Raw genomic sequence first — 14,949 nt, 5'->3', positions numbered from 1 at the left:
GTCGACAATCATGCGTTCCTTCAAGCTATTGCCCGCAATCGCAGTGTTGCTCGCGTCCACCGCCGCGTCAGCGGATGACGTCAAGGTCGGCGTCGGCATCTCAGGATGGACCGGCTTCGCACCGCTGACGCTCGCCAAGGAGGCCGGCATCTTCAAGAAGAACGGCCTCGACGTGACCTTGAAGAAGATCCCGCAGAAGGACCGCCATCTCGCGATCGCCTCGGGCGACATCCAGTGCGCGGCGACGACGGTCGAGACCTGGATCTCCTGGAACGCCAACGGCGTCGCGACCAAGCAGATCTTCCAGCTCGACAAGAGCTATGGCGCCGACGGCATGGCCGTGCGCAACGATGTCGCCGCGATCAAGGACCTCAAGGGCAAGACCGTCGCGGCATCGGCGCCGGGCACCTCGCCCTATTTCGCGTTGGCCTGGATGCTGAAGAAAAACGGCCTCACGGTGAAGGACGTCACCGTGGTGAATCTGGAGCCGGCCGCCGCGGCGCAGGCCTTCGTCTCCGGCCAGAACGATGCCGCGATGACCTACGAGCCCTATCTGTCGACGGTGCGCGCCGCTCCCGACAAGGGAAAGATCATCGCGACCACGCTCGACTACCCGATCGTGATGGACACCTTCGGCTGCACGCCGAAATTCCTCACCGACAATCCGAAGGCGGCCCAGGCGCTGGCCGACAGCTATTTCGAGGCGCTCGACATGATCGCCAAGGACCAGGCCAAGTCCTACGAGATCATGGGCGCTGACGTGAAGCAGAGCGGCGAGCAGTTCGGCAACTCGGCAAAGTACCTGCGCTGGCAGGACAAGGCCGCCAACCAGAAATTCTTCGCCGGCGACTTCCTCACCTTCAACAAGGACGCTGCCGAGCTCCTGCTCGAGGTCGGCATCATCAAGGCCGCGCCGAAGGTCGAGGACATCTACGACGCAAGCTTCATCAAGTAACGCAGCAACCATTTCGGCCGGTCCCGCCTCGCGACACAGCGGCGGGACCGGCGCATAAGATACGCCCGGATCATCTGATGCGTCCTCTCGAGCCCACGACATCGAAGCAGCGCGTGGCCTATGGCCTCGCCTTCTTCGTGCTGTTCGTCGCCCTCTGGTCCTGGGCGACGTTCGGCGGCCACGTGTCGAAGACTTTCCTCGCCAACCCGCTCACCATGGTGCAGGAGGGCTATGAGCTGCTCGCCAAGCAGGGCTTTCTATTCGACATCGGGATGACAATCTGGCGCGTGATCGGCGGGTTTGTGCTTGCTGCCGTCATCGCGGTGCCGCTCGGCGTTTTGATGGGCGCCTACAAGCCAATCGAGGCCTTTCTCGAACCGTTTGTGTCCTTTGCGCGCTATCTGCCGGCATCCGCCTTCATCCCGCTGCTGATCCTGTGGGCCGGCATCGGCGAGTTGCAGAAGCTGCTTGTGATCTTCATCGGCGCGGTGTTTCAGATCATCTTGATGGTGGCCGTGACCGTCGGTGCCACAAGGCTCGACCTGGTCGAGGCCGCCTACACGCTCGGCGCCCGCGACCGCGGCATCATCCGCCGCGTGCTGCTGCCCTCCGCCGCGCCCGAGATCGCTGAAATTCTCAGGCTGGTGCTGGGCTGGGCCTGGACCTACGTCATCGTGGCCGAGTTGATCGGCTCGTCGTCGGGCATCGGGCACATGATCACCGACAGCCAGGCGCTGCTCAACACCGGCCAGATCATCTTCGGCATCATCGTGATCGGGCTGATCGGCCTGATCTCCGATTTCCTGTTCAAGGCCTTCAACGCCTGGCTGTTCCCGTGGAAGCTCGCATGACCGCGCTCAGGATCGATCAGGTCTCGCGAACCTTCGCCGCCCGTGCCGGCAACGCGCCGACGAGAGCGCTCGAGCCGACCACGCTCGACGTCGGCGACAACGACTTCGTCACGATCCTCGGCCCCTCCGGATGCGGAAAGTCCACCCTGCTCCGGATCATCGCTGGGCTCGACCGGCCGACCAGCGGGCGCGTCACGCTCGACGGGCGCGAGGTCACGGCCCCCGGCGCCGACCGCGGCATGGTGTTCCAGTCCTACACCCTGTTCCCCTGGCTGACGGTGCGGGAGAACATCGCCTTCGGCCTGCGCGAGCGCGGCGTTGCGCAAGGCGAGCGCCACGACATCGCCGATGCGTTCATCCGCCGGGTCGGGCTATCGGGCTTCGAAAATCACTGGCCCAAGCAGCTGTCGGGCGGCATGCAGCAGCGCACCGCGATCGCCCGCGCGCTGGCCAACGATCCAAAGATCCTGCTGCTCGACGAGCCGTTCGGCGCGCTGGACAACCAGACGCGCGCGCTGATGCAGGAGATGCTGCTCGGGATCTGGGAGCGCGACCAGAAGACGGTGCTGTTCGTCACCCACGACATCGAGGAAGCGATCTTCCTCGGCAGCCGCGTCATCGTGATGAGCGCGCGGCCCGGCCGCATCAAGGCCGAGATCGCCGTCGACCTGCCGCATCCCCGCTCCTACAAGATCAAGACCACGCCTGAATTCGTCGCCCTGAAGGAACGGCTGGTCGAGGAGATCCGCACCGAAGCCCTGAAGGTCGCTGAGCAAGCTTGACGACCAGCCGCGCTTCTAGGGCCTTTCCCGTTCCGATTGAATCGGGATGGGCTCCAGACTCTTGTTTGACGCGTTTTCTTAACGCGAACCGGTATCCACTTCGCTCGAAAACGCTTCTAGTGGCTGATCATCCAGGGCCGCGCGGTCGGAAAGCCCTTGGCGCCGCTCTTGGTCTTGGTCATCAGCCGCGCCGGCTTCTTCTTTCCGGTGGAGCAGCAGCCGCAGCCCGGGCCGTGCGCGGCCTTGTACTGATCGAGCGTCTTCGGCGCATGCCGGCTCTGCTCATTGGTGGCGTGCGCCTTGCGCTTGTCCGAGGGCATGCAGAAGAACGCCGGCGCGGTGAGGATCACGCGCGGCGACGTCGCCTCGCATTGCGGGCAATCCTGCGGCAGGTCGCATTCCGCCATCGGCCGCATGTCGGTGAACGGCCCACAGTCGTTGCAGAGATATTCGTAGATCGGCATTTCCTTAATCCTTGCGCAGTCGTGTGACATCCGGCGATGGATGCGGGGCGGCCAATACGCGAGCCGTCCCGCACCCTTCGCGCAGGGATCACTCAGGGATCATTTGTCGGGCGAGATCGGCATCTGCACGTCGCCCTTGATATGCTTGATCGGTCCCGCCGACGACGGCATGACGTCGAAGTCGAAGATCTCCGTCGGCAGCCACAGCGTGGCGCAGGCATTCGGCACGTCGACCACGCCGGAGATGTGGCCCTGGCACGGCGCGGTGCCGAGGATCGAATAGGCCTGGGCGCCGGAGTAGCCGAACTTCTTCAGATATTCGATCGCGTTCAGGCAGGCCTGGCGATAGGCGATGTGGACGTCGAGATAGTGCTGCTTGCCGGCCTCGTCGACCGAGATACCCTCGAAGATCAGATAGTCCTTGTAGTTCGGCGTGATCGGCGACGGCTTGAACACGGGGTTCTTGATACCGTATTTCGAGACGCCGTCCTTGATGACATCGACCTTGATGTGCAGCCAGCCGGCCATTTCGATGGCGCCGCAGAAGGTGATCTCGCCGTCGCCTTGGCTGAAATGCAGATCGCCCATCGAGAGCCCGCCGCCCGGCACATAGACCGGGAAGTAGATCTTCGAGCCGCGCGACAGATCCTTGATGTCGCAATTGCCGCCATGCTCGCGCGGCGGCACGGTGCGGGCGCCCTCGAGGCCGATCTTGGCCTTGACGTCGCCCCTCGCCTGGCCGGCATGCGCGGTCGGCGCGAACGGCGGATTGGCAAGGCCCGGCACCCGGGTCGGGTTGGTCGCGATCAGCTCGGCTTCGCGCGCATTCCAGGCCGCCAGCATCTTGGCATCGGGCAGACAGCCGATCAGGCCGGGATGGATCAGGCCGGCGAAGTTGACGCCGGGGACGTGGCGCGACGAGGTGTAGAGGCCCTTGATGTCCCAGATCGACTTCTGCGCCAGCGGGAAATGGTCGGTAAGGAAGCCGCCGCCATTCTGCTTGGAGAAGAAGCCATTGAAGCCCCACAGGCTCTCCTTCAACGGACCGACGTCGAGCAGGTCGACGACGAGGAGATCCCCGGGCTCGGCGCCCTTGACGCCGATCGGGCCGGACAGGAAGTGCACGATCGACAGGTCGATGTCGCGCACGTCGTCGGCGGAATCGTTGTTCTTGATGAAGCCGCCGGTCCAGTCGACGGTCTCGATGATGAAGTCGTCGCCGGGGCTGACCCACTCGACGATCGGAACCTCCGGATGCCAGCGGTTATGGATCTTGTCGTTTTCATAGGCCGACTTGCTGAGATCGACCTTGATCAGTGTATCTGGCATCGCATTGCTCCCCTTCGTTTACTGGTGGTTACACAGACAGATATTTCGAGATCTGCGCGGCATCGACGCTGGCGCGCGGATCGTCGCGGACGATCTCGCCGTTCTCGATGACGAGCACGCGGTCGGCGATGTCGAGCGCGAAGCTGAGAACCTGCTCGGAGACGACGATCGAAAGCCCTCGCTCATCGCGGATCCGCTTCAACGTGCGCGCCATGTCCTTGATGATCGACGGCTGGATGCCTTCGGTCGGCTCATCGAGCAGCAGCACCTTCGGCTTGGTCGCCAGCGCCCGGGCGATCGCGAGCTGCTGCTGTTGCCCGCCCGAGAGATTGCCGGCGCGGCGGCCCTTCATCTCGAGCAGCACCGGAAACAGCTCGTAGATATCGCCGGGCACTTCGGAGCCGCCGGACACCACGAGCCCGGTCTCGATGTTCTCCTTGACCGTCATGGTGGAGAAGATCATGCGGCCTTGAGGGACGTAGGCGAGCCCCTTCGCTACCCGCTCGTAGCTCTTCATCGCACCGAGCTCGGTGCCGTCCATAGTCACCTTGCCGCTCTTGGCCGGCAGGATACCCATCAGCGACTTCATCAGCGTGGTCTTGCCCATGCCGTTGCGGCCCATGATCGCGACGATCTCGTTGGGCGCGACCGAGACGTTGAGGCCGTGCAGCACCTCGCTCTGGCCGTAGGCAACGTGAAGATCATTGATTGCCAGCATCGTCCCAGTTCCTCAGTGGCCCAAATACACTTCGATGACTTTCGGATCGTTCTTGACGTGCTCCATCGTCCCCTCGGACAGGATCTGTCCCTGGTGCAGCACCGTGACCTTGTGCGCGATGTCCTCGACGAACTTCATGTCGTGCTCGATCACCAGGACCGAACGGTCCTTGATGATCCGGTTGAGCAGCTCGGCGGTCTTGGCGCGCTCGGAGACGCTCATGCCGGCGACCGGCTCGTCGAGCATCAAGAGGTCCGGATCCTGGATCAGCAGCATGCCGATCTCGAGCCACTGCTTCTGGCCGTGGCTGAGCTGGTCGGCAAAGGTATTGAGCTTGTCCTTCAGGAAGATCATCTCGGCGACCTCCTCGACCCGCTGCTTGACGGTGTCGTCGCGCTGGAAGGTCAACGAACCGAACACGGTGCGGCCGCGCGGAAAGGAAATCTCGAGGTTCTCGAACACGGTGAGATCCTCGAACACCGACGGCGTCTGGAACTTGCGCCCCACCCCGGCCTGCACGATCTCGTTCTCGCGCAACCTGGTCAGCTCCCGGCCGCGGAACTGGATCGAGCCTGACGTCGCCCTTGTCTTGCCGCAGATCAGGTCGAGCACCGTGGTCTTGCCGGCACCGTTCGGGCCGATAATGACGCGGATCTCGTTCTCCTCGACATAGAAGGAGAGATCGTTGACGGCCTTGAAGCCGTCAAAGGACACCGTGAGACCGGAGACCGCGAGCAGGAAGTCCTTGGGCTGATGGCCGACGAGCATGATGATCCCTCCTCACTCGGCCGGTGCGCCGTCGGCGATCAGGCCGGCCGCCGATTTCGATTTGCGTGATGCCAACAGGCGATCGATGCGCGGCTGGACGTGGTCAGCCCAGATGCCGGAGAGCCCGTTCGGGAAGGCGAGCACGACCGCGATGAACAGCGCGCCGAGACCGAACAGCCAGAGCTGCGGAAAGGACTCCGAGAGGCTGGTCTTGGCGAAATTGACCAGCAGCGCGCCCCAGACTGCGCCGAAGATCGACATCCGGCCGCCGACCGCGGTGTAGATCACCATTTCGATCGACGGCACGATGCCGACGAAGGACGGCGACATGAAGCCGACCTCGAGCGTGAACATGGCGCCGCCGATCGCAGCGAACACGGCCGCGGCGCAGAACGCGAAGATCTTGAAGTTGGCGACGCTGTAACCGGAGAAGCGCACGCGATCCTCCTGCTCTCTCATCGCCACCAGGATGCGCCCGAGTTTTGTCAGGCGGATGAACTGCGCGGCGCAGATGCAGCCAAACAACAATACCACCTCCACGAAATAGAGGATGTACTTGGCGTGATCGGTCCGGATATCCCAGCCATGCAGCGTTCGCAGGTCGGTGATCCCGTTGATGCCGCCGGTGTAGCCCTGCTGGCCCACGATCAGGATGGTCATGATCGCGGCGATCGCCTGCGTGATGATCGCAAAATAGACGCCGCCGACCCGGCGCTTGAACATCGCAGCGCCGATGATGAAGGAGAAGATCGCCGGCACCACGATGATCGCGATCAGCGCTACCGGGAAGCTGTGGAACGGCTTCCAGAAGAAGGGCAGCGAGGTGAGCTGGTTCCAATCCATGAAGTCCGGGATGCCCGGCGTCGACTGGATCTTGGTGTTCGCGACCGAGGACGCCTCGAGCTTGAGGTACATCGCCATGCAGTAGCCGCCGAGGCCGAAGAACACGCCCTGCCCCAGGCTCAGGATGCCGCCATAGCCCCAGCACAGCACGAGGCCGATCCCGACGAAGGCGTAGGTCAGATATTTGGCGACCAGGTTGAGGCGGAAGATATCGAGCGATAGCGGCAGGATGAGAAACAGCAGCACCGCGAGCGCAAGGAAGCCGAGCAGTTCGGAGCGATTGAAAAAGCGCGAGTTGATGATCATGACCAGCCTGCTTGTTCTTATTTGCGGACCTTGAGCGCGAAGAGCCCCTGCGGACGCACCATCAGGATCGCGACGATCGTCAGCAGCGTGATCACCTTGGCCATCGATCCCGACAGGAAGAATTCCAGCGTCGATTGGGTCTGCGAGATCGAGAAGGCGGAAGCGATGGTGCCGAACAACGACGCGGCGCCGCCGAACACGACGACCAGGAAGGTGTCGACGATGTAGAGCTGGCCGGCGGTCGGTCCGGTCGAGCCGATCATGGTGAAGGCCGAGCCCGCGATCCCGGCGATGCCGCAACCCAGGCCAAAGGTGTAACGATCGACCTTCTCGGTATTGATGCCGACGGCGCCCGCCATCACGCGGTTCTGCACCACGGCGCGTACCTGCTTGCCCCAGCTCGACCAGAACAGCACATAGGCGACCGCGATCGTGATCAGGATGGTCAGCGCCATCACGAACATGCCGTTGATCGGGATCTGGATGGAGTCGGTCGCCTGCCAGGAGCCCATCATCCATTCCGGCAGTTCGACGCCGACCTCGCGCGCGCCGAAGATCGAGCGATAGGCCTGTTGCAGGATCAGGCTAAGACCCCAAGTCGCCAGCAGCGTGTCGAGCGGACGCTTGTAGAGATGACGTATCAGCGCCCATTCGACCAGCATGCCGAGCGCAGCGGAGGCGATGAACGCCAGGATCATTGCGATGAAGAAGTAGCCGGGGAACAGCCAGGGCGCGACATGCTGCACGGCGTTCGACGTCATCCAGGTGACGTAGGCGCCGAGGATCATGAACTCGCCATGGGCCATGTTGATGACGCCCATCTGGCCGAAGATGATGGCGAGCCCCAGCGCCATCAGCACATAGACGGAGAACAGGATGAGCCCGGCAAATCCCTGCATCGCAAGGATGGCGCCGAGATCGCTGATCGAATAGTCGCCGAACATGATGTCCTCCAGTCCAAGGGGCACGCGCCGCCGGTCAAGCGACGCTCGTTCCGTGGCGCGGACGACGACGTCCACGCCGCGATGCGTTGTAGAGCTTCGTAGCCCGGGTGAGCGGTAGCGATACCCGGGACGGTCCCGCATATAACTCCGCTCATGCGGGCTACTGGCTACTGGTATCCCTTGGGGAACGGATCCGGCTCGACGAGATCGGCGGTCTCGTAGATCAGCTCATACTGACCGTCGGCCTTGGCGCGTCCGACGCGGGTCTTCGACCACAGATGATGGTTCTCGTGGATCCGGACGTAACCTTCCGGCGCGCCCTTGAACTCGACGCCGGGCGACGCCGCCGCCACCTTGTCGATGTCGAAGGAGCCGGCCTTCTCCACCGTCAACTTCCACAGCCACGGGCCGAGATAGGCAGCCTGGGTGACGTCTCCGATCACGGTCTTCTCGCCCCACATCTTCTTGAAGGCGGGCACGAAGGCCTTGTTGTTCGCATTGTCGAGCGACTGGAAGTACTTCATGCAGGCATAGGCGCCGGCGATGTTCTCGCCGCCGATACCGTCGATCTCGTCCTCGGTGACCGAGATCGTGAGCAGCGTCTGCTTGGACAAGTCGATGCCGGCCGCCTTGAGCTGCTTGTAGAATGCGACGTTGGAGCCGCCGACGATGATCGCGTAGATCACGTCCGGCTTGGTCAGCTTGATCTTGTTGATGACCGAGTTGAACTGGGTCGAGCCGAGCGGGAAGTATTCCTCGCCGACCACCTTGCAGCCTTGCAGATGGTTCTCGATGTGCTTGCGCGCGATCTTGTTCGAGGTGCGCGGCCAGATGTAGTCCGAGCCGAGCAGGTAGAAGCTCTTGGCGCCCTTGGTCTTGTTGACCCAGTCGAGACCGGCGATGATCTGCTGGGTCGCCTCCTGGCCGGTGTAGATGACGTTCTTGGATTGCTCGAGGCCTTCATAGAAGGTCGGGTAGTACAGCATGCCGTTGTACTGCTCGAACACCGGCAGCACCGCCTTGCGCGAGGCCGACGTCCAGCAGCCCATCACGGCCGCGCATTTGTCGTTGACCAGCAGCTTCTTGGCCTTTTCCGCGAAGGTCGGCCAGTCGCTGGCGCCGTCCTCCTGGATAAACTTGATCTTGCGGCCGAGCACGCCGCCGGCGGCGTTGATCTGCTCGATCGCGAGCTTCTCGGCCTCGACCGACCCGGTCTCGGAGATCGCCATGGTGCCGGTCACCGAATGCAGGATGCCGACCGTGACCTCGCTATCGGTGACTGCAAGACCGGTGGTGTTGACCGCAGAGGTTGCAGGAACGTCGGCAAATGCGGGACGGCCCAGCATCGACATGGCCGGCAAAGCGGCCATTCCCATCAAGAGCTTGCGGCGGAGCGGAGACGGCAGTCCTGGTTTTGTATCGTCTGACATGAGCACCCCATTGGTTCAAGAACGCTTATTGATGAGGCTAGGATTGCTCACTTTTGTGCAGCGCACTGATACGTGAGATCGCGTATACTGCACCGCAAAATAGCGACGTAGGTTTTTGGTACGGGATTTGCCCGCGATCAGCGCATCGTGGACCAGGAGTTCAAACGAGTGGCAGGGCGGCAGCGGATAGACCGCGTCAGGCGCCAGTATAATCAATGGGTCGCCAACCAGACGCTGGAAGACTACGCGCTGCGCTTCACCGCCAAGAGCGCGCGGCGCTGGTCCGCCGCCCGGGTCGCCAACACCGCGCTCGGCGCGATCTCGTTCCTTGCGCTGGAGGCGATCGGCGGCACCATCACGCTGAACTACGGCGCAATGAACGCCTCCGCCGCGATCCTGGTGGTCAGCGTCATCATCTTCCTCTGCGGACTTCCAATCGCCTACCATGCCGCGAAAAGCGGCATCGACATTGACCTGCTGACCCGCGGCGCCGGCTTCGGCTATATCGGCTCGACCATCACCTCGCTGATCTACGCCTCCTTCACCTTCATCTTCTTCGCGATCGAGGCGGTGATCCTGGCCAGCGCGCTGGACATGTGCTTCGGCATCCCGCGGCCGATCGGCTATCTGATCAGCGCGGTCGTGATCATTCCGCTGGTGATCTACGGCATCACGCTGATCAGCCGCTTCCAGCTCTGGACCCAGCCGCTGTGGGTCATCCTCCACATCATGCCGTTCGCGGCGATCGCCTGGGCCAATCCGCATTCGTTCACCGAGTGGCGCAAATTCGCCGGCGATCACGGCGATCCCGCAGGGAATCTCGATCTGCTGCTGTTCGGCACCGCGGCCTCCGTCGTGTTTGCGCTGGTGGCGCAAATCGGCGAGCAGGTCGACTTCCTGCGCTTTCTGCCGCGCGACCGCCGCACCTCGCGCAAGGCCTGGTGGATCGCGCTGCTGAGCGCCGGTCCCGGCTGGATCGTGCTCGGTGCGCTCAAGCTGCTGGCCGGCTCGTTCCTCGCCTTCTTCGCGCTCAGCCACGGCGTTTCGGCCGAGCACGCGGCCGAGCCCGCCAACATGTACCTCGAGGCGTTCCGCTACGTGCTGTCGCAGCCGGATCTGGCGATGGCGCTGACCGGGACGTTCGTGATCCTGTCGCAGGTCAAGATCAACGTCACCAACGCCTATGCCGGCTCGATCGCCTGGTCGAACTTCTTCTCCCGCCTCACCCACTCGCATCCCGGCCGCGTGGTGTGGCTGGTGTTCAACGTCGTCGTCGCGCTGCTGCTGATGGAGATCGGCGTCTACAAGGCGCTGGAGCAGACGCTGGCGCTCTACTCCAACGTCGCGATCGCCTGGGTCGGCGCGCTGGTGGCCGATCTCGTCATCAACAAGCCGCTCGGCTTGCGGCCGCAGCACATCGAGTTCAAGCGCGCCCATCTCTGCGATATCAATCCGGTCGGCGTCGGCGCGATGACGATCGCCACCGTGGTCTCGATCAGCGCGTTCTACGGCCTGTTCGGCCCGACCGCGAAAGCGCTGTCAGCCTTCGTTGCACTTGCGGTCGCCTTCGTCACGGCTCCCCTCATTGCCTGGGCGACCGACGGCAAATACTACATCGCGCGCAAGCCGAAGCGGAGCTGGCAGAACATTGAATCGATCCAGTGCTGCATCTGCGAACATGCGTTCGAGCCCGAGGACATGGCTTCCTGCCCGGCCTATGCCGGCCCGATCTGCTCGCTGTGCTGCTCGCTCGACGCACGCTGCCATGACCTCTGCAAGCCGCATGGCCGGATCGGCGCGCAGGTGTCGGATGCGCTGGGCAAGGTGATGCCGCAGCCGATCTATGCCCGCATCAACTCGCAGCTCGGGCATTACCTCGGCGTGTTCGCCGTCTCGGCCGGCCTGGTGGCGCTGGTGCTCGGCCTGATCTACCTGCAGACCACGGCGGCCGTGCATGCCAACGAACTGCTGGCCGACGTGCTCTGGAAGGTATTCTTCGCGCTGACCCTCATCATCGGCGTCGTCGCCTGGCTGTTCGTGCTGGCGCAACAAAGCCGACGCGCCGCGGAAGCGGAAACACGCCGGCAGACCACGCTGCTGATCCAGGAAATCGACGCCCACAAGCGCACCGATGCCGAACTGCAACGTGCCAAGGAGGTCGCGGAGTCAGCCAATCTCGCCAAGAGTCGGTACGTCGTGGGCCTCAGCCACGAGCTTCGCTCGCCGCTGAATGCGATCTCCGGCTACGCGCAATTGCTGGAACAGGACGACAGCCTGCAGGTGCGGCCGCGCGAGCAGGTGCGGGTCGTCCGCCGCAGCGCCGATCATCTCTCGGGCCTGATCGACGGCATCCTCGATATCTCCAAGATCGAGGCTGGCCGGCTCTACCTGTCGCGCGACGAGGTGCGGTTGAATGACTTCCTCGAGCAGCTGGTCGGCATGTTCCGCCTACAGGCGGCGGCAAAGGGCATCGATTTCGTGTTCAAACGGCCGGCCGTGCTGCCGGTCGTGGTCTATGCCGACGAGAAGCGGCTGCGGCAGATCCTGATCAACCTGCTGTCGAATGCGATCAAGTTCACGCAATCCGGCCAGGTGCAGTTCGTGGTGCATTACCGCAGCCCCGTCGCTGAGTTCGAGGTAATCGATACCGGGCCGGGCATCCAGCCCGACGACCTCGAGCGGATATTCGCGCCGTTCGAGCGCGGCGCGCTTGGCGTCACCCAGCCGCAGACCGGCACCGGGCTCGGCCTCACCATCAGCCGCCTGCTCGCGGGTGTGATGGGCGGCGACATCAAGGTCCTGAGCACGGTCGGCATCGGCAGCACGTTCCGCGTCAAGCTGCTGCTGTCGGAGGTCACCAATCCACGCCGCGATGCGCCGGTCGATGCTCCCGTGTACGGCTATCACGGTCCGCGCAAGACCATCCTGATCACCGACGACGACCCGACCCACCGCGACCTGTTGCGTGAGATCCTGACGCCGCTCGGCTTCATCCTGCTCAGCGCGCCGGACGGGCCAGGCTGTCTTGCCCTCGCGCAGCATTGCCGGCCGGACCTGTTTCTGCTCGATATCTCGATGGCGGGCATGGACGGCTGGACGGTCGCCGAAACCTTGCGCGCCGAAGGCCATCACCAGGCACGCATCCTGATGATTTCGGCCAGCGCGCTGGAGGCCCACGGTGCGCCGCTGGCGCAGCCATTCCATGACGGATACCTGATGAAGCCGATCGACATTCCGCGGCTGCTCGAGACCATCCGCCAATTGCTCAAGATCGAGTGGCAGTATGAGGCCGAGCCGGTTCCGCCTCCGCAATGGAAGCCCGAGAGCGGCTCGCGGCCGCCGGTGAAATATGTCGAAGAGCTGATCAGCCTCGGCCAGCTCGGCTATGTCAGGGCGATCCAGCTCAAGCTCGACGAGATCGGCAATGAGTGTCCCGAACATGCCGATTTCGTCGGCCAGATGCACACGCTGATCGACCGGTTCGATCTCGATCAATATATGGCGACGTTGAAGACATTGCACAGCTATGACCATTGAACAGAAGAAGCGCGACGTCGCGCTCGTCGTCGACGACTCGCCCGAGACGTTGCGCCTGCTGACCGACGCCCTCGACGGCGCCGGCATGACCGTGATGGTGGCGCTCGACGGCGCCTCGGCGATGCGCATCGTCGACCAGATCACGCCCGATATCGTGCTGCTCGATGCCGTGATGCCCGGCATGGACGGTTTCGAGACCTGCCGGCGGCTGAAGCGCGACGCAGGGCTCGACGGCGTGCCGATCATCTTCATGACGGGTCTCGCCGAAACCGAGCATATCGTGCGCGGGCTGGAGGCCGGCGGCGTCGACTATGTGACGAAGCCGATCGTGGTCGAGGAGATGCTGGCGCGCATCCGGGTCCATCTCGCCAATGCGCGAATGACGCAGAGCGCCCGCGCGGCGCTCGACGTCTCCGGCCGCTATCTGCTCGCCGTGAACAGCGCTGGCGCGCTGCTGTGGGCGACGCCGCAGGCACAGCGACTGCTGTCGGATACGCTCGCCGACGCAGCCGACAATTTCGCGCTGCCGGATCCGATGCCGCAATGGCTCGAGCAGGCGCAGAAGGGCGGCACGGGAAAGAAGACGGCGACCGTGGCGTCATTCCCCGGCAACGAGCAGCTGCGGCTGCAATACATGGGCAAGCTCGGGCCCAACGAATTCCTATTGCGGCTCGCCAAGGACACCAGCGGCGACATGCCGGCCGAGTTCTCCAGCGAGCTCGGCCTGACCACCCGCGAGGGCGAGGTGCTGTCCTGGCTCTCCAAGGGCAAGACCAACCGCGACATCGCGCAGATCCTCGGCCTCAGCCCGCGCACCGTCGACAAGCACCTCGAGCAGATCTACGCCAAGCTCGGCGTCGAGAACCGCACCGCCGCCGCCGCGATCGCGGTCAACGCAAGGCATCGCAAGTCTTGATCGAGCGCACTCTGCGCCTCCCGCACCGAAACGTGAGCGAGGCACGGGGCACGCTACGCATCCACGGTCGGCGAACTGCCTTTCCGATCAGCCGGTGCAGCAGGTCCCAGCGACACCTCCTGTTCCGGCGGCTGCGTCTTTCGCCACTGCGCCGGCGTCACGCCCATGTGGCTCTTGAAGGCGCGCTGAAAGGCGGCCTCCGATTGATACCCGACCATCTCCGCCACGGCGCCGGTCGAAAGCGACGATCCCTTCAACTCGTTCGCCGCAAGCGTCATCCTGATATCGGTGAGCAGATCGCTGGCCGATCGCCTGAGCTTGTCCTGGAACTGGCGCGCCAGCGTGGCGCGCGACATGTTGCAGAGCCGTGCGAGCTCCGGCAGCGACCACGCGCGCGCGGGCTCCTTGAACATGGCGGCCACGGCCGGCGCGAGCCTGGGATCACCGACCAGGGCGAGAAGTCCCCGTGACGTTGCATCGGTCTCGCTCGCAAGCCGCAGCACAAGCGCGAACATTGCCGTGGACAGCGCATTCAGCATGGCGTGGCCGCCGAGATGATCGTCGGCCGTTTCGCTGCGCATCAGCGACACGAGCCCGGCGAGCTGCGCAGCCGTTCCCTTTCCCGCGCGCGTGCCGGCATGCACGACAAGACGCGGCGGAAGATAATTGCGCAACAGGCGGTCGTGCGGGGGTGCAATCGCGAAGTGCCCGCACAACAGGTCAAGCCGTTCGTCCGATCCGAGGTTTTCGCTGATCGTGAAATTCTCCGCCGCCCGGTTGCGCGCCGGCAGCGGTGTCGCGCCGCTTCCGTCGTGCATCACGTGTCGCGGGTTGCCGGGAAGCAGGAGGATGTCGCCGGGCTTCAGCAGCAACGGCCGTCCGCCCGCGGCGGCGTCCAGGATCGCCGAGCCGGCAAGCACCGCATGATAGGGGATCTCGTTGGTTAGGCCCGGTCCCTGCTCGATACGCCAGGGCACGCTGTAGCTGCAGCGCAAGTCGAGCCGCCCGCGCACCGGCATCATCTCGAACAGCCGGCTGAGCCAATCCATGGCCAATCCCCCTGAAGCAGCGCATGAGACGATTGAGCATATAAACGAGCAGTATGA

At 63.9% G+C, this 14,949-nt stretch carries 13 protein-coding genes; 5 read left to right on the top strand and 8 right to left on the bottom strand.

Going from position 1 to position 14,949, the window contains the following annotated elements; genetic code table 11:
- The first annotated feature begins 10 nt into the window (after positions 1-10).
- The 3 genes from ACE10X_RS16690 (at position 11) to ACE10X_RS16680 (ending at position 2,588) form a co-directional block, all read left to right on the top strand.
- Positions 11-955 carry an ABC transporter substrate-binding protein gene (locus ACE10X_RS16690; RefSeq protein WP_038382071.1) on the top strand — a complete coding sequence of 315 codons (945 nt, stop codon included), beginning with the start codon at positions 11-13 and terminating at the stop codon, positions 953-955.
- A 77-nt stretch (positions 956-1,032) separates the two neighbouring features.
- Positions 1,033-1,806, top strand: coding sequence for an ABC transporter permease (locus ACE10X_RS16685; protein ID WP_038382072.1), 774 nt, complete (start codon positions 1,033-1,035; stop codon positions 1,804-1,806).
- Positions 1,803-2,588, top strand: coding sequence for an ABC transporter ATP-binding protein (locus ACE10X_RS16680; RefSeq protein ID WP_038382083.1), 786 nt, complete (start codon positions 1,803-1,805; stop codon positions 2,586-2,588). The genes ACE10X_RS16685 and ACE10X_RS16680 overlap by 4 nt, the downstream gene beginning before the upstream one ends.
- A 116-nt stretch (positions 2,589-2,704) precedes the next feature.
- Here the strand turns inward: ACE10X_RS16680 and ACE10X_RS16675 are convergent, their stop codons facing one another.
- The 7 genes from ACE10X_RS16675 to urtA form a co-directional block, all read right to left on the bottom strand.
- Positions 2,705-3,052 (bottom strand): zinc ribbon domain-containing protein, encoded by a 348-nt coding sequence (locus ACE10X_RS16675; RefSeq protein ID WP_038382073.1) that lies wholly within the window; start codon positions 3,050-3,052, stop codon positions 2,705-2,707.
- Positions 3,053-3,151: 99 nt separating this feature from the next.
- Positions 3,152-4,381 carry a formamidase gene (gene fmdA, locus ACE10X_RS16670; protein ID WP_038382074.1) on the bottom strand — a complete coding sequence of 410 codons (1,230 nt, stop codon included), beginning with the start codon at positions 4,379-4,381 and terminating at the stop codon, positions 3,152-3,154.
- A gap of 28 nt (positions 4,382-4,409) precedes the next feature.
- A complete protein-coding gene (gene urtE, locus ACE10X_RS16665; RefSeq protein ID WP_038382075.1) occupies positions 4,410-5,099 on the bottom strand; it encodes an urea ABC transporter ATP-binding subunit UrtE in 690 nt (229 codons plus the stop codon).
- Positions 5,100-5,111: 12 nt separating this feature from the next.
- Positions 5,112-5,867, bottom strand: a complete 756-nt coding sequence (gene urtD / locus ACE10X_RS16660) for an urea ABC transporter ATP-binding protein UrtD (protein WP_038382076.1) — start codon at positions 5,865-5,867, stop codon at positions 5,112-5,114.
- A gap of 12 nt (positions 5,868-5,879) precedes the next feature.
- Positions 5,880-7,016 (bottom strand): urea ABC transporter permease subunit UrtC, encoded by a 1,137-nt coding sequence (urtC, locus tag ACE10X_RS16655; protein WP_038382077.1) that lies wholly within the window; start codon positions 7,014-7,016, stop codon positions 5,880-5,882.
- 17 nt (positions 7,017-7,033) lie between these two features.
- Positions 7,034-7,960 (bottom strand): urea ABC transporter permease subunit UrtB, encoded by a 927-nt coding sequence (gene urtB / locus ACE10X_RS16650; protein ID WP_038382084.1) that lies wholly within the window; start codon positions 7,958-7,960, stop codon positions 7,034-7,036.
- A 167-nt stretch (positions 7,961-8,127) separates the two neighbouring features.
- A complete protein-coding gene (urtA, locus tag ACE10X_RS16645; protein WP_038382078.1) occupies positions 8,128-9,390 on the bottom strand; it encodes an urea ABC transporter substrate-binding protein in 1,263 nt (420 codons plus the stop codon).
- A 168-nt stretch (positions 9,391-9,558) separates the two neighbouring features.
- Here urtA and ACE10X_RS16640 point away from each other — a divergent pair, with 168 nt between their 5' ends.
- Together ACE10X_RS16640 and ACE10X_RS16635 are read left to right on the top strand one after the other, a co-directional pair.
- Positions 9,559-12,927 (top strand): hybrid sensor histidine kinase/response regulator, encoded by a 3,369-nt coding sequence (locus ACE10X_RS16640; protein WP_038382085.1) that lies wholly within the window; start codon positions 9,559-9,561, stop codon positions 12,925-12,927.
- The gene (locus ACE10X_RS16635; RefSeq protein ID WP_212054995.1) at positions 12,917-13,843 is read left to right on the top strand and encodes a response regulator transcription factor; all 927 of its coding nucleotides are present in this window, start codon (positions 12,917-12,919) and stop codon (positions 13,841-13,843) included. Before ACE10X_RS16640 ends, ACE10X_RS16635 begins: the two co-directional genes overlap by 11 nt.
- A 53-nt stretch (positions 13,844-13,896) precedes the next feature.
- Here the strand turns inward: ACE10X_RS16635 and ACE10X_RS16630 are convergent, their stop codons facing one another.
- A complete protein-coding gene (locus ACE10X_RS16630; RefSeq protein WP_375764310.1) occupies positions 13,897-14,892 on the bottom strand; it encodes an AraC family transcriptional regulator in 996 nt (331 codons plus the stop codon).
- Positions 14,893-14,949 lie beyond the last annotated feature (57 nt).

It is taken from the genome of Bradyrhizobium sp. Pha-3, from assembly GCF_042258325.1.
Taxonomy (GTDB): domain Bacteria; phylum Pseudomonadota; class Alphaproteobacteria; order Rhizobiales; family Xanthobacteraceae; genus Bradyrhizobium; species Bradyrhizobium elkanii.
The sequence above is the reverse complement of the archived record's forward strand: the minus strand, read 5'-3'. Positions and strand labels throughout refer to the sequence as shown.

What these genes read in the sequence shown, in the direction of transcription:
- urtD (WP_038382076.1), bottom strand. Translation starts at nt 5,867, where the DNA reads ATGCTCGTCGGCCATCAGCCCAAGGACTTCCTGCTCGCGGTCTCCGGT.
- ACE10X_RS16635 (WP_212054995.1), top strand. Translation starts at nt 12,917, where the DNA reads ATGACCATTGAACAGAAGAAGCGCGACGTCGCGCTCGTCGTCGACGAC.
- ACE10X_RS16685 (WP_038382072.1), top strand. Translation starts at nt 1,033, where the DNA reads ATGCGTCCTCTCGAGCCCACGACATCGAAGCAGCGCGTGGCCTATGGC.
- urtC (WP_038382077.1), bottom strand. Translation starts at nt 7,016, where the DNA reads ATGATCATCAACTCGCGCTTTTTCAATCGCTCCGAACTGCTCGGCTTC.
- ACE10X_RS16690 (WP_038382071.1), top strand. Translation starts at nt 11, where the DNA reads ATGCGTTCCTTCAAGCTATTGCCCGCAATCGCAGTGTTGCTCGCGTCC.
- urtE (WP_038382075.1), bottom strand. Translation starts at nt 5,099, where the DNA reads ATGCTGGCAATCAATGATCTTCACGTTGCCTACGGCCAGAGCGAGGTG.
- ACE10X_RS16675 (WP_038382073.1), bottom strand. Translation starts at nt 3,052, where the DNA reads ATGCCGATCTACGAATATCTCTGCAACGACTGTGGGCCGTTCACCGAC.
- fmdA (WP_038382074.1), bottom strand. Translation starts at nt 4,381, where the DNA reads ATGCCAGATACACTGATCAAGGTCGATCTCAGCAAGTCGGCCTATGAA.
- urtA (WP_038382078.1), bottom strand. Translation starts at nt 9,390, where the DNA reads ATGTCAGACGATACAAAACCAGGACTGCCGTCTCCGCTCCGCCGCAAG.
- ACE10X_RS16680 (WP_038382083.1), top strand. Translation starts at nt 1,803, where the DNA reads ATGACCGCGCTCAGGATCGATCAGGTCTCGCGAACCTTCGCCGCCCGT.
- ACE10X_RS16630 (WP_375764310.1), bottom strand. Translation starts at nt 14,892, where the DNA reads ATGGATTGGCTCAGCCGGCTGTTCGAGATGATGCCGGTGCGCGGGCGG.
- urtB (WP_038382084.1), bottom strand. Translation starts at nt 7,960, where the DNA reads ATGTTCGGCGACTATTCGATCAGCGATCTCGGCGCCATCCTTGCGATG.